The sequence below is a fragment of the uncultured Kordia sp. genome (assembly GCF_947496985.1).
GTDB lineage: Bacteria > Bacteroidota > Bacteroidia > Flavobacteriales > Flavobacteriaceae > Kordia.
In genome coordinates, this window is the sequence record NZ_CANMEZ010000001.1 from 76,237 (window position 1) to 100,903 (window position 24,667).

The 24,667-nt window shown below is 31.8% G+C and carries 23 protein-coding genes and 10 tRNA genes; 26 read left to right on the forward strand and 7 right to left on the reverse strand.

Annotated features, from left to right (window positions below; all coding sequences use genetic code 11):
* Window positions 1–3: 3 nt before the first annotated feature.
* Genes Q0828_RS00345 through Q0828_RS00355 form a run of 3 tightly spaced genes read right to left on the reverse strand, consistent with a single transcriptional unit; the run spans window position 4 to window position 3,439 of the window.
* Entirely contained in the window at window positions 4–1,377 is a 1,374-nt protein-coding gene (locus Q0828_RS00345) for a hypothetical protein (RefSeq protein ID WP_298416742.1), read from the reverse strand.
* A gap of 18 nt (window positions 1,378–1,395) precedes the next feature.
* Window positions 1,396–2,709, reverse strand: coding sequence for an outer membrane protein transport protein (locus Q0828_RS00350; protein ID WP_298416744.1), 1,314 nt, complete (start codon window positions 2,707–2,709; stop codon window positions 1,396–1,398).
* The gene (locus Q0828_RS00355; protein ID WP_298416746.1) at window positions 2,702–3,439 is read right to left on the reverse strand and encodes a type III pantothenate kinase; all 738 of its coding nucleotides are present in this window, start codon (window positions 3,437–3,439) and stop codon (window positions 2,702–2,704) included. Before Q0828_RS00355 ends, Q0828_RS00350 begins: the two co-directional genes overlap by 8 nt.
* Before the next feature lie 100 nt (window positions 3,440–3,539).
* Between Q0828_RS00355 and Q0828_RS00360 the strand changes: the two genes are divergently transcribed.
* Window positions 3,540–3,615, forward strand: a tRNA-Phe gene (locus Q0828_RS00360).
* A 532-nt stretch (window positions 3,616–4,147) separates the two neighbouring features.
* Here Q0828_RS00360 and Q0828_RS00365 read toward each other — a convergent pair.
* From Q0828_RS00365 to Q0828_RS00375, 3 genes are all read right to left on the reverse strand, one after another.
* On the reverse strand, window positions 4,148–4,972 hold the full coding sequence (locus tag Q0828_RS00365) for a T9SS type A sorting domain-containing protein (protein WP_298416747.1): 825 nt from the start codon (window positions 4,970–4,972) through the stop codon (window positions 4,148–4,150).
* 172 nt (window positions 4,973–5,144) lie between these two features.
* On the reverse strand, window positions 5,145–7,391 hold the full coding sequence (locus tag Q0828_RS00370) for an endonuclease/exonuclease/phosphatase family protein (protein WP_298416748.1): 2,247 nt from the start codon (window positions 7,389–7,391) through the stop codon (window positions 5,145–5,147).
* A gap of 63 nt (window positions 7,392–7,454) precedes the next feature.
* A complete protein-coding gene (locus Q0828_RS00375; protein WP_298416750.1) occupies window positions 7,455–8,468 on the reverse strand; it encodes a WYL domain-containing protein in 1,014 nt (337 codons plus the stop codon).
* A 100-nt stretch (window positions 8,469–8,568) separates the two neighbouring features.
* On the opposite strand from Q0828_RS00375, the gene Q0828_RS00380 reads away from it, so the two are divergent.
* The 4 genes from Q0828_RS00380 to Q0828_RS00395 all read left to right on the forward strand — a co-directional run bounded on the left by Q0828_RS00380 (window position 8,569) and on the right by Q0828_RS00395 (window position 12,793).
* Window positions 8,569–9,396: a hypothetical protein gene (locus Q0828_RS00380; protein ID WP_298416752.1), complete on the forward strand. Its 828-nt coding sequence runs from the start codon at window positions 8,569–8,571 to the stop codon at window positions 9,394–9,396.
* A gap of 115 nt (window positions 9,397–9,511) precedes the next feature.
* A complete protein-coding gene (locus Q0828_RS00385; protein WP_298416754.1) occupies window positions 9,512–10,063 on the forward strand; it encodes a 3'-5' exonuclease in 552 nt (183 codons plus the stop codon).
* A gap of 177 nt (window positions 10,064–10,240) precedes the next feature.
* Complete coding sequence (locus Q0828_RS00390; RefSeq protein WP_046756516.1) at window positions 10,241–10,537, forward strand: hypothetical protein; 297 nt, start codon at window positions 10,241–10,243, stop codon at window positions 10,535–10,537.
* A gap of 468 nt (window positions 10,538–11,005) precedes the next feature.
* Entirely contained in the window at window positions 11,006–12,793 is a 1,788-nt protein-coding gene (locus Q0828_RS00395; RefSeq protein WP_298416759.1) for a hypothetical protein, read from the forward strand.
* A gap of 121 nt (window positions 12,794–12,914) precedes the next feature.
* On the opposite strand, the gene Q0828_RS00400 is transcribed toward Q0828_RS00395, so the two are convergent.
* Complete coding sequence (locus Q0828_RS00400; protein WP_298416760.1) at window positions 12,915–13,529, reverse strand: rhodanese-like domain-containing protein; 615 nt, start codon at window positions 13,527–13,529, stop codon at window positions 12,915–12,917.
* Window positions 13,530–13,909: 380 nt separating this feature from the next.
* Between Q0828_RS00400 and Q0828_RS00405 the strand changes: the two genes are divergently transcribed.
* From Q0828_RS00405 to Q0828_RS00505, 21 genes are all read left to right on the forward strand, one after another.
* Window positions 13,910–15,298, forward strand: coding sequence for an RtcB family protein (locus tag Q0828_RS00405; RefSeq protein ID WP_298416762.1), 1,389 nt, complete (start codon window positions 13,910–13,912; stop codon window positions 15,296–15,298).
* Window positions 15,295–15,777, forward strand: coding sequence for a hypothetical protein (locus tag Q0828_RS00410; protein ID WP_298416764.1), 483 nt, complete (start codon window positions 15,295–15,297; stop codon window positions 15,775–15,777). The genes Q0828_RS00405 and Q0828_RS00410 overlap by 4 nt, the downstream gene beginning before the upstream one ends.
* Before the next feature lie 10 nt (window positions 15,778–15,787).
* On the forward strand, window positions 15,788–16,531 hold the full coding sequence (locus Q0828_RS00415; protein ID WP_298416766.1) for an ATP-grasp domain-containing protein: 744 nt from the start codon (window positions 15,788–15,790) through the stop codon (window positions 16,529–16,531).
* An 11-nt stretch (window positions 16,532–16,542) separates the two neighbouring features.
* Entirely contained in the window at window positions 16,543–17,277 is a 735-nt protein-coding gene (locus tag Q0828_RS00420) for a hypothetical protein (RefSeq protein ID WP_298416768.1), read from the forward strand.
* 18 nt (window positions 17,278–17,295) lie between these two features.
* A complete protein-coding gene (locus tag Q0828_RS00425) occupies window positions 17,296–17,655 on the forward strand; it encodes a hypothetical protein (protein WP_298416770.1) in 360 nt (119 codons plus the stop codon).
* Between the two features lie 338 nt (window positions 17,656–17,993).
* Entirely contained in the window at window positions 17,994–18,176 is a 183-nt protein-coding gene (locus Q0828_RS00430; protein ID WP_298416772.1) for a hypothetical protein, read from the forward strand.
* On the forward strand, window positions 18,176–18,889 hold the full coding sequence (locus Q0828_RS00435; RefSeq protein WP_298416774.1) for a DUF434 domain-containing protein: 714 nt from the start codon (window positions 18,176–18,178) through the stop codon (window positions 18,887–18,889). Before Q0828_RS00430 ends, Q0828_RS00435 begins: the two co-directional genes overlap by 1 nt.
* Before the next feature lie 44 nt (window positions 18,890–18,933).
* The gene (locus Q0828_RS00440) at window positions 18,934–19,488 is read left to right on the forward strand and encodes a 3'-5' exonuclease (protein ID WP_298416776.1); all 555 of its coding nucleotides are present in this window, start codon (window positions 18,934–18,936) and stop codon (window positions 19,486–19,488) included.
* Between the two features lie 69 nt (window positions 19,489–19,557).
* The gene (locus Q0828_RS00445) at window positions 19,558–20,205 is read left to right on the forward strand and encodes a hypothetical protein (protein ID WP_298416778.1); all 648 of its coding nucleotides are present in this window, start codon (window positions 19,558–19,560) and stop codon (window positions 20,203–20,205) included.
* A 99-nt stretch (window positions 20,206–20,304) separates the two neighbouring features.
* The gene (locus tag Q0828_RS00450; protein WP_298416779.1) at window positions 20,305–21,015 is read left to right on the forward strand and encodes a hypothetical protein; all 711 of its coding nucleotides are present in this window, start codon (window positions 20,305–20,307) and stop codon (window positions 21,013–21,015) included.
* Window positions 21,002–22,369 carry an SDR family oxidoreductase gene (locus Q0828_RS00455; protein ID WP_298416780.1) on the forward strand — a complete coding sequence of 456 codons (1,368 nt, stop codon included), beginning with the start codon at window positions 21,002–21,004 and terminating at the stop codon, window positions 22,367–22,369. The genes Q0828_RS00450 and Q0828_RS00455 overlap by 14 nt, the downstream gene beginning before the upstream one ends.
* 31 nt (window positions 22,370–22,400) lie before the next feature.
* Window positions 22,401–22,471, forward strand: a tRNA-Met gene (locus tag Q0828_RS00460).
* Between the two features lie 16 nt (window positions 22,472–22,487).
* Window positions 22,488–22,559: transfer RNA gene (locus Q0828_RS00465), tRNA-Asp, on the forward strand.
* Window positions 22,560–22,587: 28 nt separating this feature from the next.
* Complete coding sequence (locus tag Q0828_RS00470; RefSeq protein WP_298416782.1) at window positions 22,588–22,908, forward strand: hypothetical protein; 321 nt, start codon at window positions 22,588–22,590, stop codon at window positions 22,906–22,908.
* 732 nt (window positions 22,909–23,640) lie between these two features.
* Window positions 23,641–23,727: transfer RNA gene (locus Q0828_RS00475), tRNA-Ser, on the forward strand.
* Between the two features lie 10 nt (window positions 23,728–23,737).
* Window positions 23,738–23,810: transfer RNA gene (locus tag Q0828_RS00480), tRNA-Lys, on the forward strand.
* Window positions 23,811–23,817: 7 nt separating this feature from the next.
* Window positions 23,818–23,904, forward strand: a tRNA-Ser gene (locus Q0828_RS00485).
* Between the two features lie 9 nt (window positions 23,905–23,913).
* Window positions 23,914–23,986: transfer RNA gene (locus Q0828_RS00490), tRNA-Ala, on the forward strand.
* A gap of 6 nt (window positions 23,987–23,992) precedes the next feature.
* A tRNA-Asn gene (locus tag Q0828_RS00495) sits at window positions 23,993–24,064 on the forward strand.
* A gap of 4 nt (window positions 24,065–24,068) precedes the next feature.
* A tRNA-Cys gene (locus Q0828_RS00500) sits at window positions 24,069–24,141 on the forward strand.
* A 136-nt stretch (window positions 24,142–24,277) separates the two neighbouring features.
* Window positions 24,278–24,358, forward strand: a tRNA-Tyr gene (locus tag Q0828_RS00505).
* The last annotated feature ends 309 nt before the right edge of the window (window positions 24,359–24,667 follow it).

The following is a 24,667-nucleotide window of genomic DNA, read 5'->3' on the forward strand; positions in this document are numbered from 1 at the left end:
GTATTATAAACTTGGAACTCTTACACTTCCACCAATCCAACAGTTTAATGGAACTGATTCTCCTCCTTTATATCCTTTACTAAAGATATCTGATTTACTTGGAGCTGACTTCATGTATGAGTTTACAGTTCTTGAAGCGATACTTTTTAATGATGGATCTACTTGACCAGCTTTTCTTGCCATTTCAGCAGCTTTCCAGTATCCAGCTCTTTTTGTGAACTCATCATTTCCACATTGGTTTACACTTGAAGCGTATAGTTGTGCAATTTTTAAGTAAGCACTTCCTAAAGATGGGTTACTTTTTACAGCATCTAGGTAATACTTTCTAGCTTTTGATTTTTGACCTTTTTTCTTAGCCTTGTCAGCAATTTTGTATAATAACTTTCCTTTTCTAATTGGATCAGTCTCCATACTTAATGACTGCTTTAAGTACTCTTCTGCTCTTGTAGCGTTTCCTTTTCTTTCATAGATTCCTGACAAGTATCTTTTAGAATTTGCAGATGGCTCTAAAGCATCTACTGCTTCTACTAATTCTACGAATAATGGATCTTCATCACATCCTTTAGCATCTAATCTTCCAGCAGCTCTTTTTAACCAAAGTGCATTACTTCTGTTTGCGTCAAAGTTTTTTCTAAATAATGGAATTAACGTTTCACAAGTAGATACTTTTTCTATTAATGACTCCATATTTCCAGAGAAAATTGCGATTGCTTTCACATTGGTATCTGCAATTCTTTCTGCTCTTGCTTCTTTAGATGTTAACTCTTGTCCTCCATCTTTTTTAGCGATCAACTCATTTTTAGTTTTTGCTAATCTTTCACTTTCAGATTCAAACTTTTCGTTTAATTCTTCATACTTCTGAATTAGGTTTTCCAAAGCAATACCTTGATTTCCATCAGTATACATATTATAGTACAATTCGAAGTATTGATATAATGATTTTGGGTTTTTGAAGTTTTTCAAATCTGTTTTGAAAGCTTCATCAAATATATCGTACTGACTTTTAGCAGTTCCAATTTTATGGTCTACCATTAGTGTTCCTATTTTCCCAAGGATGTCTCCTTTTTTAGTTTTTGCAGGAACGTTAGCCATTCTATCTTTATACAACTGAATTAATTCTTCAGCAGCGGCTCTTTTGTCCGTCCCAGTTTTCATTTTATTTTTATAAATTCTCTCACCGTAAGCATACAATGCAGAACTTATAGTTGGGCATTCTTTTCTTAATTCGTTTAGTTGCGTTTCAGCTTCCGCATAGTTTTTAGCTTTAGCGTTTTCGGCAAATAGGGATAATTTTGTCTTACAATCTTGAGCATTTAAAGTTGTGAAGCTTGTTATTGTAAACAATCCTGTTACTAATAATGTAAAAATATTCTTCATTTCTCTAATTTTATTCGGTTAATTATACTTTCTTTTTATGAACCACACATCGTTTAATGATAAACTTAAGTGGAAATTGACATAGTTTTCTTTGATTAATCCAGCATTCGTTGTTCCTCTTTGTCCAAACTCAACACCAAGGTTCAAGTTTGATATTGTGCGTCCCACTGGTAGTCCTACTCCAAAAGATATGCCAAAATCATTTAGATTTTCATTTCGAATTGCAATTCCTGTATGCTCATAACGAATTCCAGCCCTATAAGTCACTCTCTCCCAATAACTTGTAAATGAATTAAATTTTGGAATATAAAATCCTCCAACTGCAATTTTTGAAGAATTTTCATAGGTTACGTTTTCAATAGTTGTTAAACTATTTCCAAAGTTACTACTATTTAAAAATGTATACTCTACACCTGTAAACCACTTATTTTTTTCACCTAAACCAACACCAAGAGATGTTTTTGTAGGCAATTTTAATTCTGTTGTTTTCTTATCTCCTAAATCAATATCGTCTAATTGACCAGAACTTACAATTTCTGAGCCATTACCTGATAAATTTAATGCTAATAATTGACGTGTATTATCTGAGTTGATATTTGATTGTGGAGAAAATGTTAACGAAGTTGTTAAAGATAACTTTTCGTTGAATTTTGTTTGGTAATATGCTCCCAAATTATAGCTCAATCCACTTAATTTAGATTCATCTTTAGAACGAGTTCCATAGTTTAGGGTTCGTACAAAACTACCATCGTCATTAAGTTCTCCTAAAAATTCTGTGTTTTGATTTTTTATATTTCCGAAATTATAGTTTACAGTCGCTCCGACAGAAAAGCTTTTTGAAACTTTATATCCTAATGATAGGAATACAGAGTTTAATCCGCCTTCACCTTCATATTGTGCAAATTTGTTTGGTGCGGAAGCAATTCCTGTTTCTCCAATTCCTTCAAAGTTATAACCAACCGAGCTGTAAGGTAAAATTCCGAATCCTACTCCCATCTTTTTACTCAACGGAAATCCTACTGCTAAGTAGTCTAATGCTGTAGACGAACCTTTATCAGTCCCTGAAGGGCTTTCAAGCTTTAATTGTCCATAGCTAGCTCCTAATGTATATGTTGTGAATTTTAAACTTCCAAATGCCGCTGGATTTTGCAAGTTTAAATGTAGACTATCTGAATAGACACTCATTCCTCCCATACTTCTGTTTTCTGTTGTTCCTTTAAACTTCAAATCTCCAATTCCTAAGAATGAATATGGTGAAGCTGTTCCTTGCTGTGCAATACTTACTTGGCAGATAAACAACAAAATTGATAATCCTAAAAACTTTCTAATCATTATATCTATTATATTCTAAAACATTGTTCAATCCTTGTAACAAGAATTTTGAATTCGCAAATATGGTATTTTTTAACCTTTTAGCCAAGAAATTAGTGTCACCGCCTGTTAAAATAACTGTTAAATGTTGAAATTGTGCTTTATAACGCTCAATTATCCCATCAATTTCGGTGATTACTCCTACGGTTACTCCTGAGTGAATTGCATTTTCTGTGGAATCACCTATATAATTTTCAGGCATTTTGGGTTTAAGTAATGGAAGGTTTGCGGTTAGTAGGTTTAATGTTTTGTATCGAAGTTGTATTCCTGGTGAAATGCCTCCACCAAGATACACTTCATTATGTGTTTTAAAATCGTAGGTAATACAGGTTCCTGCATCAATAACTAATACGTTTTGTTTTGGATATTGTATTACAGCAGCAACTATTAATGCAATACGATCGACCCCTAATGTTTTTGGAGTGGTATACTTATTTTGAAAAGGCACATTGGTTTCGTGAGTTAATTTCAACACATTTATAGATAATTTGGATAAAAATGTTTTTGTCTCCTCGCGTAGTTTTGTTACCGAAGAAGTGATCATTTGATCTATCTCTGGAAACTTTTTCAAAATTTTTTCAATTTTTTTTTGAAACACCTCTTTTTTGAAGCTCTCATGAGACAACATTTTATCTTCCTGAAAGACAGCAACTTTTACAAACGTATTTCCTGCATCTACAATTAAATTCATAATATTTTTTCAATGCTGCTAATTTAAGAAACGTTTTTTTTTCAAAATAGTTTTGTCAAGTATAAAAAACTCTTATATTTGCATCCGCATTTAAGGCGATGGTGCCTTAGCTCAGTTGGTAGAGCAAAGGACTGAAAATCCTTGTGTCCCTGGTTCGATTCCTGGAGGCACCACCATAAAAACCCGATCATACGATCGGGTTTTTTGTTTTTATACTAGTAAGTGCGTTCGGGAAATAGATTACTTTAACAAAACAGGAATATTATCAATAGGTGCTTGTTAGAATGATTATTAAAGGCACCTTTCTCAATGTTCAAATATACCGTATTCACGCTCACTACTTAGTGAAATTTTTTGAACGATCAATGATGGGTAATCTGGAATAATATGCCTTAATTCTTGGGGAACACTTTTTGGATCTGTTATGTTTGCAATACCTTATTTTAGTAATACAATTGTATAGTTTACTATTAAATTTCTATTTGAAGAAAGGGAAAAGGCAAAGAGCATAGAAAAATGTCCATTTTTTGTAATTTCATTTTTTATTTCTTCTAGAAGATTCAATATTATTCTCTAATCTAATTTTAAAGCTATTTAACAACGTTTAATTCTAAACTAACCGAATTTCCCTCTGATAAAAAAATAACGCAAAAAAAAGCACCATTCAAATGAATGGTGCTTTTTATAAAGTATTGAATATAATTTCAATTATTCTTTGATTAACTTCACTGTTTTTGATCCTGAAGTTGCTTTTATTTTTGCAAAGTAAATCCCTGATGGTAATCCACTCATATCAATTGTTTCAAGGTTAGTTGTATTGTACAATACACGTTGTCCTGTAATATTTGTAATTTCAACAGTTTCAATATCTGAAACTCCTGTAATTGTTGCAGTACTCTTTACTGGATTAGGAAATACATTTACTCCAGTAAGTTCTACTTCAGAAGTACTCAATGTAGAGAAGTCAAATAATGATGGTGATGTTACTGCAGGAGCATTTGGATCTACTACATTTACAAATTCTGCCATTCCATTGTCAATCATGTCAGCTTGCATAAAAGATTTTAAAGGTGTAATAGCAGTAGCTAGAGATGAGTTATTTTCTAAAATATAAATCAATCCTGATTCAGGATTTCCTTGTACTGTAAAGCTGTATACAATTGTGTTCATTCCTGCAGATGGCGCAGTAAGAGACACTGGACTTCCTAAAGTTTCTGTAACTAAATATCCATCAAGAGTAGGCTGTGAAAAATTGTTTCCGTCAAAAAAGGAAGCGCTAACTGCTCCTCCTAAAGAAGTATCTCCAGATATATCAATTGTTACACCATCCGGTAAAATAATTGTAAATCCATAACTCTGTACAGAAGTAGCAAAGTTATTAGAACTTGCATTCGGTACTGCTTGTACTGTAAAGTCATATACATTCATAGGGTCTTGTATTAATGTATATGTATAACCATCTTGCGCATTGACTTTATTTGCAAATAATGCAAAAGTTGCACATAGTAAAAAGATAAAAGTAGTTTTTTTCATGAATAGGATGTTTTTTAAATAATAGATTTTTCTGGTAATTGTATAGTTTGATCAAGCTCCAAAGTTAAGAAAATTTATCACAACTATAAAAGATGTTTTTTAATCTATTTTATTTCAAGAAATTCATTGGCATTAACATAGTAAACGCTGTCTCTTAGTTATTATAAATGATTTAATTTTCTGGCAATTGTTCCATGATTTGGTATGTGCTAAAGTTTAAGAAATTTCCAGGATGTGATAAAACATTTTGAAGAATAAAAGGTGTGTCTGGTGTGGTTCCTGTATATTGAATATTTCCATCCATATTAACATCATTCACATGATAACCTGTAATCGTATAGGTTGGAAAGTTTAAAAAGTTTCCTACATCATTTAATACAGTACTCAAAATTATTGGAGTATCAGGGGTTGTTCCTGAATATTGGATTATTGCATCATTATTCACATTTCCTGCCCACATTGCATATCGTCCAGAAGGAATTCCAGATTGTGTTTGCGGGTTGCTTCCATAGCTTATAAAGCTTGAATCTTGAGAAAAATCAATTATAACAATATTACTAGATAATTGGACTTCGCCAATAGTCATGACTCCTAAGTGATTTCGATGACGAACAGCTACATAATAATCTGCTGGTGGCACATTAAGTTTTACAGCAGTAGAAACGCCATCAACATCTACTATATCTCCATCGCGTTGCAACAAAGCAGAACGTGCATATTTTACTTGCGAATTATTTTCTACATCTCGCAATTCTATATAAACCCAATCAACGATATCATTGTTTTCTTCTCCGATAGTTGTATTGAAAACGTTTGCATCACAAGTCAATGCATCTTGATGTGGAGATATTGTTGGCACTAAGCTATTACGACGTAAATCGTCTCGCATTAATCCTTCTTCTCCTGTATACGGATTACTTCCTGCGCCTTGCAAATATACAACTGGAGAAACCGTAGCTGTTTTAATTGAAAAATCTGTCACTACAGGGAAATGGTCAGAAGCATTTCCTGTATCAGTTTGCTGTAAATTATAGTTAGTCAATCGTGTTGTTGACATTAATTCTGTTTGTAACACGAATGATTTTTCCGCCTTGAGCGTAAAGTCTGAAAAAATAATAAAATCTAATTTTCCTGGCGGAAAAGCTTGTGTGTCTGATCGCCAAGTATAATTCATTCGCACATCAGCTTGTAAACAGTTTTCTTCTTTCAAATCTGTATCATCCCAATCTAAAGGCGCACCTTGTCCATAAGTTGCTGTATTTTGAATATCTCCAGTTTTTAGTGTTTCTAATTGTTGCGCAAAGCCTACTAAGTTTAAATCACCACCATACACAAAAGGTGTATTTTTAGGAAGATCAATCAATCCGCCCGCAGTTTTTGCATCTAATATAAAAGCTGCATATTGATCCACTTGATCTTGCCGAGAAGTATCTGCTCCACAACAACTCAAATGTGCATTTGTAAATAACAAATCTGTATGATAAATTGTATCTGGAAGATCTATCAACACAGGAAATTGTCGTGTTAAGTGATTCCATTGTTGCGTGATTTCCCAACGTGAAACTGTAACTTCCCCTCCATGTTTTTTCACATACCAACCATCAACTGTTCCTAAAGGCAACCATGCATCAAATAATGACTTAACATACGTTTCTGAAGTTGCAGCACTTTCAATGAAACCAACAATATCAGGATTCAATGACTTTATTATTCGCTCAAAATCATCCAACCGATTTACATCTAACAATCCATCTAGTAACGTATTGTATGCAACAATTCGTATGTGCTCGGAAGTACCTTTGTTAATATCTATTGGCGTATATGCAGAAACTGGCGTTTCATCAAAAGTATATGTAAAAACATCTCCAATATTTGGGACTCTATCAAAATTACTATCATTCTTTATTAGTATTTTAATAGTTGACGAAGTAAATAACGGATTCGCTCCATCTGGTAGCACATGACGCCCAATTGCAATTTCAAATTCATCAGAAGTCACTGTTGGAGCAGCTCTTACTTTTAAATCAGACATACTTACTTGCGAATATGGTGTTACGTTGTAATGTCCATATAATCGTGTAAATAGTAATCCTAATTCAGAACCATATCCTTGTTGAATATCAAATCCTGTATTCGTGTCATTGTCAGTATCAATAAAAAGGCCTAATTCCTGTGTAATTGTATCATCAGTCAAGTCAAATTCTTGATTCGCTTTTATTTTGATAAATAGAAACTCATCATCATTTGTTACTTGAATCTCTAACAAATCAATCCCGCTAATCGTTTCATTCGTATCCACATACGTAGTTAAACTTGAATCCCAATCATCAAAAATACCATCAATGGTAATAGCTGCCGATTGTGAATTTGCCAAATGCATATTCAAAATAAAAAACGCAAAAACGTATCTTAATTTCATTAGAAAAATTTGTTAGATAGATTATTTTGCTAAGATAAAATTTCTTATCATTCTTAATCTTAATCAATTATCATATTTATTTACCGCAATTTGTAATTTTTTTCGAATTCGCTTTCGTAACAATCTTGGCTCTAATACTTCTATAGCATCTCCAAAACCAAGAATCAAACGTTCCAATTCAAAATTAATATGTACTAACAGTTTTATAGTGACACTTCCATTTTTGTCTGTTGAAATGATTTCTTGTGTATGATGAAAAGGTTTTGTTACTACATAGGGCGCGTTACTTTTATCAATTTTTAAAACAATCTCTTGTATGTGTTTTTCATCTAAAACCGTAACACCAATCGTATTTTTGTAATAATCATCTCCATTAAAATTTTCATTTCTATATGGAATATCTAAATCATAATCTAGCTTAATAATTCTATCCAAAGCAAAAGTTGTAATCTGTGTTTTATTTCCTGTAACACCAACTAAAAACCAACGATTATTAAACTCTTTCAAGATAAACGGATGAAAAATAATTTCAGAAGCATGACGCGCTTTGAACGATTGATACGTAAGACGCAATACTATTTTTTTCAAAATAGATTGATACAATACATCTAAATGTTCTAATCCTTTTAGGTTTTCATTTTTGTCTAAATGTATAATAGAAGATTGATGTGTTTTTTCGGTATACACTTTATCTTCTAAACGCTGAATAATGCCGCCTAATTCAGAAAACAATGAGAAATCTTTAAACTGTTTCAGCATTTCTACAGTTTCCGACAATACATTCATATCGTTTTCTGTCAGCGGAATATCTGTTATAGAATATTCTTCATCTTCGTATTTATAATATTTACGATCGTACACCACAATTGGCGCATTGTAACCCAATTTATCACTACGCATCATTTGAATATCTAATTGAACCGTTCTACGACTCACATTCACTTCTCGACCTTCATATTCATGTAAAGTATCAGAACACGCTTCAATCAAATCGTTCAAAGTCCATTGACGATAGTGGTTTTGCAAGCATTTATCAATGGTTTTATAACGGATCAATGCATTTTTATTAATTGCCATGTGTAAAGTATTTGCTGTGAAAATAAAACTCTTTTTTTACTACGCAAAATAATTGCGCAAATGAGTTGAATATTCGTATATTATTTATAAATAAAAACTTATGAAGAATATTATTCCAAAAAATATGGCTCAAATTGATATTAACTTTGATGTTGATGATTTAAAAAGTATAGATGTTCCGCATGAAAGCATTGAATATGCAAAAAATTATCTAGAGTCAAAAGAATATGCTGATGGCAACTTCATTGGTGTTACTAGTGATCGCAAAGCAATTATGGGATTTGATTATAAACATAAAAATCAAATGAAATTTGTTCCTGAATTAGACCCTTGCTTAATCTATTTTTCCAGTGCTCAAATGTTTTCCAAGATGATTTATAGCTACAAGAAAGATTTATTGTGCAATCTATCATTTATTGAACCTTCAAAAAATATTAATGCTCAAGATTTAGGAAAAACAATGTTAGAATTTCAACACTTTTTTCAATTTGCATCAAGCTATACAATAATGTTAAATTCTTCTTTAGAAGCATTTATAAATAAGGAAATCCCAGTTACAACAACTTATATAACCAAGGAAAAAGGAGAGACTAAAGATATTAAATGGATTTTAAAAGCAAATCTTGAATTTAAGATGTCAAAAATAATCCCTGAATGTACAAACAAAAACTTTCCTTTAGAATATTCAAAAACATATGAATCGATAAAAGATTTTATAAAATTCAGGAATCAGTTAATTCATTTATCTCCCAGAACAGATCACAATAGTGTTAGATATAAAGAATTTTACAGGAAAATAATTGATTTTAAATATTTAGATTCGATGTATCAAATCAAAAAATATATTAATTATCATCAACCAAACTTAATAGAAGAACGTGATTTTGGAAGTGAACTCTATTTTGACATTATCAAAAACAATTTATAAAGTGCGTAAAAAGATTGCGTACTTAAATCACATTCTTTGCACAAGTTCTTTACATAGTAATTGTGCGTCGGCTTTCATCTGTCAACAAAAACTAATTTAAAAAAATCATTCAAAGATGAAAACAACAAACAAAATCCTAGTGGTAGACTTAGAAGCTACCTGCTGGGAACAAGATGGCGAATACCAACGAAATCATAGTGAGATTATCGAAATTGGTATTTGCGAATTGGATGTTCCTTCCGGGAAAATTTCCAATCAACAAGGAATTCTTGTAATTCCTGAACATTCCGAAATCAGTCGATTTTGCACAGAACTCACATCAATTACACCTGAAATGGTTGCGCAAGAAGGCGTTTCTTTTGAAGATGCAATTGATATACTCTTTGACGAGTATGATTCGTCTGCATATACTTGGGCAAGTTACGGTGCCTATGATCGTAACAAAGTCATGGAACAGTGTAGACAAAAGAATGTCGATTTTCCTTTTGGAGATCAGCATATAAACGTTAAAGAAGAGTTTAGACGCTGCAATCGAATGCGACGAGCTATTGGAATGGCACGTGCATTAAAACAACTCAACATTCCTTTAGAAGGAAGACATCACCGAGGAGTTGATGATGCCAACAACACCGCAAAAATCTTACATTGGTGTTTAAATAATCAGTAAGATACTTTTTTGATTAGCCTAATGGCTAATTTTTTTTGCTTAAAATTTAGAGCTACGTAAAAAGATTGCGCAATTCTTCTCTTCTTTTGCAAGAGTTCATTGAAATACTTTTGAAATCAGTTTCCAAAAGATATGTGTATCAATAATGATGCATATAACTTTTAAAAAACTAAAACTATGAATTGGAAAATTCAAAAACTACTCGATGGAGAAACCATCATTTCAAAAGAACCTGGTAATTCTATGTTGCCACTTTTAAAATCGAAGCAACCTGTAAAGTTGCAGCCTATTTCTTGGGAAGATTGCGAAGTTGGAGACATCGTTTTTTGTAAAGTTCGCGGAAATGTATTTACGCATTTAGTGAAAGGCAAAAACGAAAGACGTGGATTGTTAATCGGAAACAATCACGGCAGAATTAACGGATGGACAAAAAATGTATATGGTAAAGTAATAGAAATATTACCAATGTCATAGACATTATTCACTTTACAAAATCACACATATTTATATAACTATACATTTTTGACAATATATTCTATTGTCATTTTTTTATTCACAAAAAACACTAACAAACAGCATTTTACATTTTCTTTAAATTAAAAAATCAAATTAATTTTACTACGTAAAATAATTGCGCACATCTGTAAAATATTTGTCCTGTCGTTAGTAATCAAATACTTCTGACAAACGATCTAAAGTACATTATTGAAACCATATAAAAATAAAAACTGACACAGAAAGTTCCTATTATATCCAGAAAAAAATACTTTCCGTTAGTTTTCAAAAAAAAAGACACAAAAAGTTCCTATTACTGGTTCGACTCCAGTACTCGCAAGAGTATATTGGTTATATCACTTTTCGTCTTTTTGAAATAGGTAAAAGGTGTTCCTATAAAACATTCATCCAAAGAAAGCATACACCTCACTTATTAATTTAATTAAAATGAAAACACTAAAATTATTTAACGCCGTTGTAGCAAAAGAAAAAACGTCAAGTATTTTCGATAAAATTTCAAGTAAAAAGCCATTCATCACCGATGAAGGTTATATTATTGAAACAAAAGCGCTTTGGGCTAAAAGAAAAATCATCAAATTCTATGCTGATGAAAAGTTAAATGGTAACGATTTAAACAAAACTTTCTATAAATCGTGGAGCACGATTCAAAACTACGCTCGTGGTCAATTTTTAATCGACCAAATCAAGCATTATATTTCTACGTATGGTAGTAATTTTCAGGCTGAAATTTACATTCCGGCGGAAGTATTAAACATTCCTGACACAAAATTATCATACAAAGTCATCAAAGCATATACAGTTGCTGAAATGCAAGAGAAATGTTTATCGTTATTACAATCTGGTATGGCGTTAAAATCGGAAACTGTTGATGATTTGATTTCAATCTTGGCAGATGAATTGCAATACACATTTACAGGTAAAGAAAACATCAAAAACAAAGAAGCGATTGTAAAATTAGCAGAGTTTTATGATATCTATCCTGAAAATGCGGTGGAATTCTTTAGATATATTATCTACAGAAGTACAGATACCACTTTATTGATTAAAAATGATGAATTGATCGAATTGATTAAAAACAGTTCGTACAATCCAACACAAGCATTTAACAAGTTTGGTTTAGAGAAATTAGCTGAAATCTTCAATCGTTTCAAACCTTTATTTTTAGCATATAAAAGTAAAGCTCCAAAAACGATTAATAAGATTAGTAAGCTTTCAAAAAAGCACCACAAGCCACTGGTTTCAAACCCACTAAACAGCGTAACAAATATTTTATTAACAACAAATGATGTACGTTGGTTAGACAATGCAACTCCGTTTGCGTTATTCAAAGCGTTATCGGCTTGTTACAGTCGTATGAATGGTCAAGATGCGTTTTTATACAGAATTCGTAATGGTAAATCGTGGGTAAAATCAAATACAGTAACTGATGTAAATGAGCAAAATTACAAGTTCATTCTCAACTATATCAAAACTCGATTTGATTTATCTGATAAAAAAATATTCTTGCCAGAAGATATAAAATATGCATTGCCTACTTCCGAAAAAATGTATGTGGGCAACATTCCAACTGGTACACGCTTTTACGGTAAAAAAATGGCCGTTGGTATATACTGGAAAAATGCTTGGGGTGCAAATGATTTGGATTTATCTGGTTTAAATATTGGTGGTAAAATTGGTTGGAATGCAACCTACAACCAACAAAATGGTAACTTGATGTATTCGGGAGATATTACCTCAGCGCCTAATGGTGCAGCAGAATATTTGTACGCTAATAAAGGTTTAAACATGCCGACATTGGTAAACAACAATGTATATTCTGGTAGTGCAACCTGCGAATACAAAATCATTATTGGTAAAGGTGATGATATTAATTACGATTATATGATGAATCCAAACAAGTTGTTTGCCGAGATAAAATGTACTTCGGTACAATGGCAAACCATTTTGGGTATCATGATTCCAAAAAAAGATAAACAATGCTTTGTATTACTAAACTTTGGTGCTGGTCATGCGCGAATTTGTGGTAATTCGGAAATCTCCGACTTGGCTACAAAAGCATTATACCAACAATGGAACAAACCATTGTCGTTCAATAAAATCGTAAAGATTTTAGGTGCAGAAATTGTAACAGTAAAGGAACAAGCTGACTTTGATTTTTCTTTGGAAAACTTAGAAAAAGATAGTTTCTTAAAACCTTTCAAACAATCAACATAATACCAATTATCACTTGGGCGTAACCACGCGAAAAAGCGTGGTCGCGTCTTCGTTACTCGCTCTTTCAACTTTTTTGAAAGGAGCTCAAACATACCACTCACCCGCTTACGCGGAGTAACAACTACTTTCTAGAAAAACTAGTTCCTTCAAACTGAACATACGAATTATCCGTTCTTGACTTTAATACATCAATTACAGCATTCAATTCATATACATTTTTGTACCCATAACCATATAAATTTATATAAGTCGGTATATTCAATGCCAACATCAAAGGTTGATTATTTATTGGTAAAGCAATTTTTGATGCAAAATGAATCGGATCATTTTGAATATTATTATTGCAGTAAATCAAAATTTTAGTCTCAGGATCCGGAATTAAACGCATTAAATTTTGCTGTGTAAATTTTGTAAAAGGTAAATTAACAGCTCCTTTTATGTGACTTTTTTTATACAGATCTTCAGCTCTTGCATCAAGAATAATCACATCTTCTTCTTGACTCATTTTCACAAAAGTTGCTAAATCAACCATGCGTTCTTCTCTATGTTTTTCAACTTTGGCAACTAATCCTTTATAATCATCAAAGCTAACCAAAGGCTTGCTCTCAGAAGAATTATTAAACACTATTGTGAAATTCTCTATTCGTTCCTTTTCATCTTTTGATGTATCAGATTCTTGTGCTATCATATTACAAATGAAGACCATTGCAATAAAAATAAAAATTTTAGCTCTCATAATTTCTAAATTTTATCTAATCTACATATTCAAAATACATTATGTAACTTATAATGAGTAAACTGACCATATGAGTTAGTGAATAGCATTGATTCATTGTAAAAGATAATAATGCTTTTTATCTTTTCCATAATATAGTAATCGTTACTCGTTGAAAAATTTTGAAGCCTTTAAAAAAATCTTAGGAAAATTATGTGGCTTTATTTATAAGAAATTTAAACCAATGATTGATTGATTAAAAAACATATTTTTACTACGCAAAATTATTGCGTAGTATCATTACATATTTGTATCGGAATCATAAATACGTCATAATACATGACACAGTGAAAATGCTCCGCTGAATAGTGAAGTCAGCGGAGTTTATAAAAAAAGAAATCATGAAGGAACAAATTCAAATCAACGGAAACACATTAATCCATTTAGGTTTCAAACCTAAAAAATGGTTTAAAGAAGCAATTGCATATATCAATGATAATCAATTGTCAAATGACGAAATGCTTGCGTATTTAGAACAGTTCAAATCTGATCCTGAAATAGAACTACATGAAAACCCAATTGCGTTTGCTATCAATATAGAAGCAGAAAATGCAGTAGAAGAAAAAAATGTAAATGATGTAATCAACACCATGAATACATTAATGAAAACTCCAACTTTAGTCAACGGTGCAATCATGCCAGATGCCTGTCCAACGGGTACAAATGGCGTTATTCCTGTTGGCGGAGTTGCAGTAGCAAAAAACGCTATTCATCCAGGAATGCATAGTGCCGATATTTGTTGTTCCGTAATGTTGACTGACTTTGGAAATGCCAACCCACAGGATGTATTAGATGCTGCACATAGCATTACACATTTTGGTCCAGGAGGAAGAGATCGTAATTCTCAGTTTAGATTTCCAATGGATTTATTAGCAGAAATTGAAGCAAATAAATTCTTAAACGATCAAAGATGTATTTCAGCAGCACGTTCTCACTTAGGAACACAAGGTGATGGAAATCATTTCCTTTTTGTTGGAACTTCTAAAAAAACTGGAAATACCATGATGGTTACACATCACGGAAGTAGAGGTTTTGGTGCTAACTTGTATAAAAAAGGAATGAAGGTTGCCGAACAATTCAGAAGAGAATTATCGCCACAAACAATGAAACAAAACGCTTGGATTCCTTTTAACACTGAAGAAGGACAAAACTATTGGGAAGCACTGCAAATTGTACGAAAGTGGACAAAGAAAAACCACGAATGTATTCATGATGCAACCTTAGAAAAATTAGGAATTGAAAAAGAAAACAGATACTGGAACGAACATAACTTTGTATTCAAAGATGGAGATTTATTCTACCATGCAAAAGGTGCAACGCCATTGGATAAAAAGTTTATGCCAGATATCACAGGACCAAGATTAATTCCGTTAAACATGTCTGAACCTGTATTAATTGTTGAAGGAAAAACAACAGAAACTAACTTAGGTTTTGCGCCACATGGAGCTGGAAGAAATGTTAGTAGAACGCAGCATAGAAAAAGTAAAAACGGAACAATTCAGGATATTTTTAATGAAGAAACAAAAGGAATTGACGCACGTTTCTTTTCAAATGAAATTGATATTACCGAATTGCCTTCTGCTTACAAAAATGCCGAAACAGTTAGAAACCAGATGGAACAATTTGGTTTAGGTGAAGTCATTGATGAAGTGATGCCATATGGTTGTATTATGGCTGGTGATGTTGGAAAAAACGCGCCATGGAAACGTAGAAAAAAGAACAAAAAATGAAATTAATAAAGAAAATATGTAGCATCATTGGCTTTACTATATTTATAGTGCCACTAGGCATATTAATTTGTGTAATTGTAGGTCCATTTTATATAATTATATCGTTATATAAAGACATGTTTAAAGAACTCACATTAAACGAAGAAATAAAAATCAATGATGGTAACATATTTTTACTCTATACAGATCATAATAAATTTGACTTTGACAATTATTTTAAAAAGCATGATAAACCCATTTCATGCATTAAAATAACTGATGGTAAGTCCAAAAATGCCTTTGGTGATTATTTAAGTAAAGATTGTATATCCACATCATTTCCTACTTTAGTGAAAGTTGACGGCAAAAACTTAATCCATAAAGACCTTAACAAAGCTTTCAAACAATTAGTAAAAAGGAATAACAATCCATATAGTTTTTATAAGCAAATAAGGTCGTCAATTCGAAAGTTAAAAAAAGAAATATACCAACAAGTATAAAATCGAAATTATGAATACACAAAAAATTATCGTTATATCTCCAAATTTCTCTGAAGATTCTATGATTATCAGCCAAGCAACGATTAATAGTGAATTCACAGCTATGCGATTTGGAAGTTGGAATGTTCCTTTGGAATATCAAAATGATGTTGTAGCAGTTTATGGAGAAGATTTGTTCACGACAATTGTGGCTGAGCAATGCAACTTAAAACTCCTAAAACCTGCAGACGATTGGCTTGCAAGTATTCCTCTAAAATATACGCTGCGAAACATAATCTATGATCGATTTGGGAACATATACGATGTGAAAAATAAATTTATCAAACCTGTTGATTTCAAGTTTTTCCCTGCTGGTGTATACACTTCCGTAGATAAAATTCAGGGATTTGAAACGATAGATAATAACATTGAAGTCTTCGTTTCCGATGTCGTGAATTGGTCGATTGAAGTTCGTTGTTTTGTTATTGATAGAAACATACAAACATGGTCAACATATATCTACAATAAAGAAATTCAGCTGAAAGATTCCATGTTACAAAATGAAGAAACTCAAATGCTAATCTTTCTCAATGAGTTTCTAACCGACAAAACTATCGATTTACCAAAAGCTGTCGTCATTGATGTCGGTTATATTCCAGATAAAGGTTGGGCATTGATTGAAGCAAATCCTGTTTGGAGTTCAGGTGTGTATGCTTGTAATCCCAAAAAAGTAATCGATACAATTGTGAAAAGTTGTGAAAAAATGACGTCATAAAATACAAAATTATGAATTCTATTTTTCAAGATTTAATAAACGAAGCATATTCTATTTTCCCTGCTCAAAATCCTTTATCAACTCTTGATGCTTGTCTAGCATGTTGCATGACTGAGATACAAAGCATTCGATTAATGACAGAAACAAGAGAAAACTTAACCTTTAAAGATATTTATGAATATAACAGTACAGCCAAAAGTGGATACACTATAGAAACACTTCATGAGTTAAAACATTTTTTACCTGTAATGATTTCATTATTTCTACACGAAGAAGAAATTCATCATTCAACTGAACTATTTTTTCAACGTGTAAAAATGGTTCCAGAAGGAAGTTGGAATGAAGTAGAAATTGATTTCTTTGAAAGATTTGCAACTAACTATTGGATGTATTGTCTAACAAATAAAGAGCTACCTTTTAATGAAGATATTGGAGGAATATATTTATGTCTGTATAATTTCCCAATAGATAAAAATAGCTTACTACAAAAATGGGAAGATAATTTTTCTCCTAAAAACTTATCTCATTTAATATACATATTAAACAATGGCGGTTATAAATTTAAAATGAATGCCTTCTTTAATGATGATAACAGCACTGAATTAATATCTTGGTTAAAAAATGACACCTTAAAAGACAATGTGAAACGAAGTTTAGAGCGTATTTTTTGGGAAGAAAATCATGAGTTTACTGATAAAGAGGTTTTACATTTAGAAAGCTTATATATTTTAATTGATACTGTTTAAAAACAAAATCATACAACAATGAATCAAAAAGATCTAAAGAATAAAGTATATCAATTATTATTTGATAAAGTTTCTAAAGTAAATTTTAAAAAAGATATTCAGGTACTAAACGATGTATACAAACCTGATTCAGATTCATTGTTGCATGACTTAATACATGTAAACTATAATACGCAAGATTATAAACAACGATTAATTAAAGTTATATCAAAATATACAGCTGAAGAAGAATTAATCAGTCTTACAATTTATCAAAACTGTATGAATATTATTGAAACAACTGATCAAAAAGTTGCCTTCAATCATATGGATAATTTAGGAAAACATATATTGATAGTGAATCAAAATATCATATTATATATGATTTTTATCGACTAAATGAAGAGTTAGCTGACATAAAAAAGAATTTAGTTAATACGAAAAAAGAAGAAGTCTATTTTAATAGTAAAAAATGTGCAAGAGCTGTTGTTGAAAAATATGATTTTTATAAAAAAAATCAAAAATGGAGTACGTTTTTACAAATCTCCTTAACCATTATCAAACACAAAGAATCAATCAAAGACATACAGAAACAACAAGTTATTTCACATGTAATTAAAGAGCTTTCAAATTTTGAGTCAAAACCAAAATTAAGGCGATTATTAGCAAAAAAAGGATTTAGTAAAGCTGAAATTAAAGAAGTGATGAAAACTTCTGAATACGCCTCAAAAAAAGTTATGAAAGAAAGACTCTTTCCTATGCTAGCACTAGGCACAATATTTACAGTAACGAGCATTATATTACTCACAAATAAAAATAACACAGGCAACTACGGATTGTATACGTTTTTTGTAGGAGTTGGACTTTTAGTTTCAACTGGTATGGCGTATTGGAAGATCAAAAAGAAAACTAAATTATAATGACGACAAGAAGCAGAGGAAAAGAAGGAAGTGATGATCGACTGTTTGGCGATGAAAAAATGCAATCAAAAATGCAAGAAGCTATCAAAGATCAATCGTATTTATTAAGTAGAGGATTCTCTGAAAAATCATCATTGCAATTAGTTGGAAATCGTTACAAACTCAACAATCGTCAACAACGTGCTATACAAGGGATGAGTGAAGCTTCTGATAAACTGATTAAACGTGAATTGAAGTGTTTACAACCAAATCAACTAACAGATCAGGAAGTAATGCTAGATGGTTTTAATGTATTGATCATGTTAGAAAGTGCTCTATCAGGAGCTTTTCTATTCAAAGGGTTAGATGGTTGTTATCGCGATTTATCAAGCGTACACGGAACGTATAAAAAAGTAAAGCAAACAGAAAAAGCGATTCAGCTCATTGCTGATTTTTTACAAGAAAACAAGGTTAAAAAAGCAACGTGGATCTTTGACAAACCAGTTTCCAATAGTGGCCGTTTAAAAACAATTTTACGAGAGTTTGCAGATGAAAACCAACTCAATTGGGAAATCATTTTAGATAACAATCCTGATAAGTTAATTGCTGAAAGTGGAAACATTGCTATCAGTTCTGATGCATGGATTTTAGACAATGCAACATCTTGGTGCAATATGGTACGACATATTGTAGATAAATATATTCCACAAAAAAATGTGGTAGAATCTGAATAAAAAAATGAGATCCTGAATCAAGTTCAGGATGACGAAAAAATAAAATGAATCATACAAAAAATATAATCATCGTTGACTTAGAAGCAACTTGCTGGAATGGTAAAATTCCTGATGGACAAGTCAATGAAATCATAGAAATAGGAATCTGTGTTTTAAATACAGAAACTGGTAACATTACACAAAATGAAGGAATTCTTATCAAACCTGAACGTTCGGAAGTCAGTGAGTTTTGCACAGAACTGACGACAATTACCCAAGAACTATTAGATACGGAAGGAATTTCATTTGCAGAAGCGCTCACCAAGCTTCGAGTAGAATACGATCCAAAACAATATACATGGGCTAGTTACGGTCAATACGATCTCAACATGTTAAAGCGTCAATGTAAATTAAGAAATATGGAATATCCTATGGGCGCAAATCATATCAATGTAAAAACAACTTTTACAGAAGTAAAAGGACTGCGTAAAAAAGTAGGCATGAATGGAGCGCTACAAATATTGAATATTCCATTAGAAGGAACACATCACAGAGGAATTGATGATGCAAAAAACATTGGCAAAATTTTAGATTGGTGTTTAAAAAATCAACAAGAGTAAAACCTTAAAACTAACTACGCAAAAATATTGCGCAATCATGATTCATCTTTGAACTCAGAAATAGAAATTATGGAATTTGCAGAAAATCAACTAGAATTACATTTGAAAAGTATAAATGAGAGACAAGAAAGGTTTTTACAAATCTCTGAGGTTGTCCTCAATTTATTAAAAACTAAGGAGAATCAAGATTTAAAATTGTGTGTTATGACAGTTTTGAAAAGAACAATTTCCACAATAGAAGGAATTAAAGCACTGATTAAAATAAAGAATTTCACAAGTGCAGCCCCATTAGCCAGAATATATCTTGATAGTTTAATAAGACTTCACGCTTTTAAACTTTATGATAACCCAAATGAAATCGCTCTTGAGGTTCTTTCTGGAAAAAAAATACGAAACTTAAAAGGTCGAAATAATAAAAAGATGACAGATCATTATCTAGTTAATTCATTATCTAAAGATTATTCATGGATAACAAACGTTTATGATAAAACTTCTGGATATGTGCACTTCAGTTTTCAACATCATAATAATATGATAGTCAAACAAGAAGAAACAGGAAATGAAATAAGAACATTCTACTACATGTCTAAAAATGATCCTCATGTAAAAACAGGAAGCTGGTTAGAATTAACTACTCTAATTTTGGAAATTTCTAAAGCTCTATCAAAACTTATATATTCTTTACTAGAAAAAGACCTAAAAAGTCTTGAAGAATGAATGATTAACATATAAACTTCAAAACTCAAAAATACAGAGCAACGAAAAAATATAAAATCACTACATTAACATTAGAACTGATTTTCACAAACAACAATCATGAACGCTTTACTAGACATAGCATATTCCTGCAAAAGCTTTATTTCCAATGAATGGAAAGAACAATATGGTTCGTTTTTACTGAATGAACATTTATCGTTGCTTTCGCGAAATACTTATGCGTTGTATCAAAATGATTTTACCAAAATTCATGGAAAACCTAATTTTGAAGAAGAAATCATTCCTAATATTCAAGAAGCATTTTCCACCTTTAAAACACAATTCCATACCATTAAAAAATATAATTTTGAATGGAATGTTATCACGCGAAAGGCGTTTGCTACTGCATTGGAGCAAACGCCTTTTGCACATGTACTAATTTTGTCTGGGCAACGATTAACCTCAGCAAGTGTCCAAGATGAATCTGCAATACCTTCACTTCGTCAAGAATTGATTAAACATAGTTTTGAAGCATATAATGATCAAATTTCAAAAGCAGTTCGTGCTTGGGAAAAACATGCGCAACGTTCTTCAGACAATTTTTGGGGAACCATCAAAGGAAGCAATCAAGAAAAAGAAGAAAATGTACAAAAACTCATAAAATACATTCTAAAACATAAAAGTTGGTGGAATGTATTTACACATTACAAGCATGAATTAGTATATGAAGCCCGAATTCCAAGTGGTCATGGAATTCGTTGGAAAAAAGACACAAATGAACTCATTGGATTTTTAGAACCTTTTGAAAATTACGATTATGACAGAAAATGATCAACTATATAATTTTTCGCAACAAGAATGGGAAACTTGCCTAAAGGTTTTGCATGAGTTGAAAGAAAATCCATTAGAAAACCCTGACAATAAACAATTTGGGACACTGATTACGAAGATTTCTAAAAAAGCGAAAAAGGCAAATCGAAAAGACGCATTTTCCTCTAAAAAACAAGAAGATTTAGAAACGATTTTGAATAGTCAAATCTCTAAAAACGCTTTACAAAACAAAACAGTATATAATGATGAAAAACAAAATCCGCAATCATATACAAAACTAAATGTTCCTAAAAATTGTTATTGCTGCAATACTTCCTTTTCATTTGCACATTCATTCTACAATAGACTATGTCCAACATGCGCTGAACTCAATTATGCAAATCGTTTCAAAAGTATCGATTTATCAGGGCGCAATATTATCTTAACTGGTGGACGCGTAAAAATTGGCTATGCCACAGCACTTAAAATGTTACGATCTAAAGCGCATCTGACAATTACAACACGTTTTCCAGCAATTGCATTAGATCAATTTCGTCAAGAAAAAGATTATACAACTTGGAAAGACAACTTAGTTGTGTATGGATTGGATTTACGAAATTTAAAATCGGTTGAAAACTTTATTAATTACTACAAAAATAGACATGAAACGCTTGATATTTTGATCAACAACGCAGCGCAAACCATAAAATATACCGATCAATATTACACGCCATTAATTGCAAAAGAGCAACAATTGACATTAGAATTTTCTGGTCATCAGAATTTAATTGCAAATAAAACACCTGTAGCAAATGTAAAGCTCTTAGAAAATCATGTTGAGAAAAGTTATTTAGAATTGAATCGTTTTGGACAACCTATTGACAATCGATCAAAAAATAGCTGGAATGCAACTCTAGAAGAAATCTCTATGCAAGAATTGATCGAAGTAAACTTAATTAATCAAATTTCTCCATATTTTCTAATTAAAGAATTATTACCATTATTGAAAAACTCAACATCTGAAAGAAAACACATTATCAACGTGACTTCTTCCGAAGGACAATTTAGTTACAACAATAAAACCATGTTCCATCCGCATACAAATATGACCAAAGCAGCATTGAATATGATGACGCGAACTTCAGCGATGACTTTTGAAAAAAATCATATTTATATGAATGCAGTAGATGTTGGTTGGATATCTACAGGCGCACTTGAAACCTTACGCAAACAACAATTTGAGAAAGGGTACATTCCTCCACTCGATCCAGTAGATGGCGCATCGAGAATCGTTCATCCTATCTATGAAAATGAAAAAAACAATACTATCTTTACTGGTAAGTTATTAAAAAACTACGGTATTGTAGATTGGTAAAATACCAATAATACGAAATTTTGATACGCAAAGATTGATAGTTTAATTGGAAGAACACTTGGCTCATATCTAGAAGTGCGAGTTCAAATCTCGCTCAGTCTTTGTAAAAAAAACGGCAACAGTAGTAGCTCAATTGGAAGAGTGCCTGCCTGTCAAGCAGGAAGTGCGGGTTCGATTCTCGCCTACTGTTGTTTATTTTTTTAAATTAAAGAATCATTATGAGCTTAGAAATTACATATTCAATAGAACGAAACACTTTTAGCGAAGACGTTTTTGATGGAAATGAAGATATTTTTGTAAATTTTACTAACGGAGATAGATATGTTGCTACTTTCTTTACTTACAAAAACATTGAATCTTTAAGACAAAAAAATCAAAAAACGGGAGAAGAATTATCTGGTAAATATTTTTGGGCATCAGATATGATATTAATCAATGATTTACGTACAGAAACTATCAAAAATGTAATTGATGACCTTATAAAAGATTATTCATTTAAAAGCGTTTTTTCTGAGATTAAAAAGGAAGACTTTGATTAGAGAGCTCAAAATCAATTAGATTCAATATAAATAAACTATAAAATTTGGAAGAAACCCTATAAAAATCACATATTTGCCACACTAATGACAAGATATTATTTACATATAGCCTCTATTTGCCTGAAAAGTCAGGACAGAAATCGCGGAATGGTTGAACCATTTTTGCGAAATAAGACGCTTTATGTACATTTTTATGAGTGAAATTTAATATGAAATAACACAAAAAATTATACAAACAGTAAGCGTCTAAGAAATTAGGCGCTTTTTTTATGAAAAAAATTTAAAAAATGTTTAGAGCATAATCAAATAGAAAAATAAAAGGTTGAAACAAAAGGCAATTGAGGGACAGACAGTTGGTAAAAAGTTCAATATCCGTTATCATACGGACAGGAATTCCTATGTCCAAAAATAGACACAACTAACTGATTATCAGTTAAATAATTTCAAAAAATATTTGTGTAATCAAAAAAACGTTTTCATATTTGCAACGTCAAAAACAAAAAGACATAATAACTAACATCATGAAATTTAATATACATCACATATCTGCCATAGCAAGTAATCTCCGATCGCCGGAAAGTTGCAGACTGTTTTTATCAGAACAGAAGGAAGATATTATGTATACAAAAAAACGGGAGTATTATAAAGATATGTTACAATGACAGTAACTATATATAAACTTTATAAAAGCATCTCCCAAAAAAGAGATGCTTTTTTTATGGTTTATATTTTGGAAGAGCAAGCCAATTGGCGGTGGCCACGGTCTTGAAAACCGTTCGGAGTTAATGACTCGTGTGGGTTCGACTCCCACTTCTTCCGCAGACAAAATTGATGTATAGCTTAGTTGGTAGAGCAGGGCGCTTTTAACGTCAAGGTCGTGAGTTCGAATCTCACTGTGTCAACAAAAATGGAGTGTAGGTAAATATTGGTTCGTTACGCTTGACTGCTAATCAAGTCCACCTAACAGTGGTGAAGGTTCAATTCCTTTGCGCTCCGCAACATATTGGGGATATAGTTTACCAGGCGAAAACAGTGGGTTTGCATCTCGCAGCACGGAGTGCAAGTCTCCGTATCTCCACAAAATGATATTGTAGCTCAACGGTAGAGCGAAGACCTGTTAAGTCTGAGGTTGAAGGTTCGAATCCTTCCAGTATCGCAAAGACAAGGTGGCTGAATGGTGAAAGCAACAGTCTGCAAAACTGTTTTTTATGAGTTCGAATCTCATCCTTGTCTCTAGAATCATATAGGATAAAATTCATTTTAACACTATATAATTTACATCGTGACTAGATGAGAACGCAAAGCAATCTCATCCTTGTCTCTAGAATTATATAATATCAAACTTGTTTGAACAGTATATAATTTACTTGGAAGTATTGAGCAATTGGTGGCTCGCCTGACTGTAAATCAGGTCTTTTAAAGCATGTAGGTTCGAATCCTACTACTTCCACTTTAAGAGAATTATCATATAAATTATGGTAATTCTCTTTTTTATTTCCACTCAAATCACCTGATATACTTACGATTGCAGAGAAAATTGAATTGATTCGAAAAGTTCGAAATCGATGATTTTTGAAGTCATACCTAATTCCTTCTGGAAATAACATATATTGAATTGCTCTTTTTACTTCAATAGTACCCGAAGCCCATAATGACGGTAGATTGAGTGCAAATTCTAATGCCTTTTCAATTGCTTTTTTAAGGTTCGAACTATTAAATTTACTTTTTAAAGAAAGCTTCTCTAGTGCTCTTTTTTCTA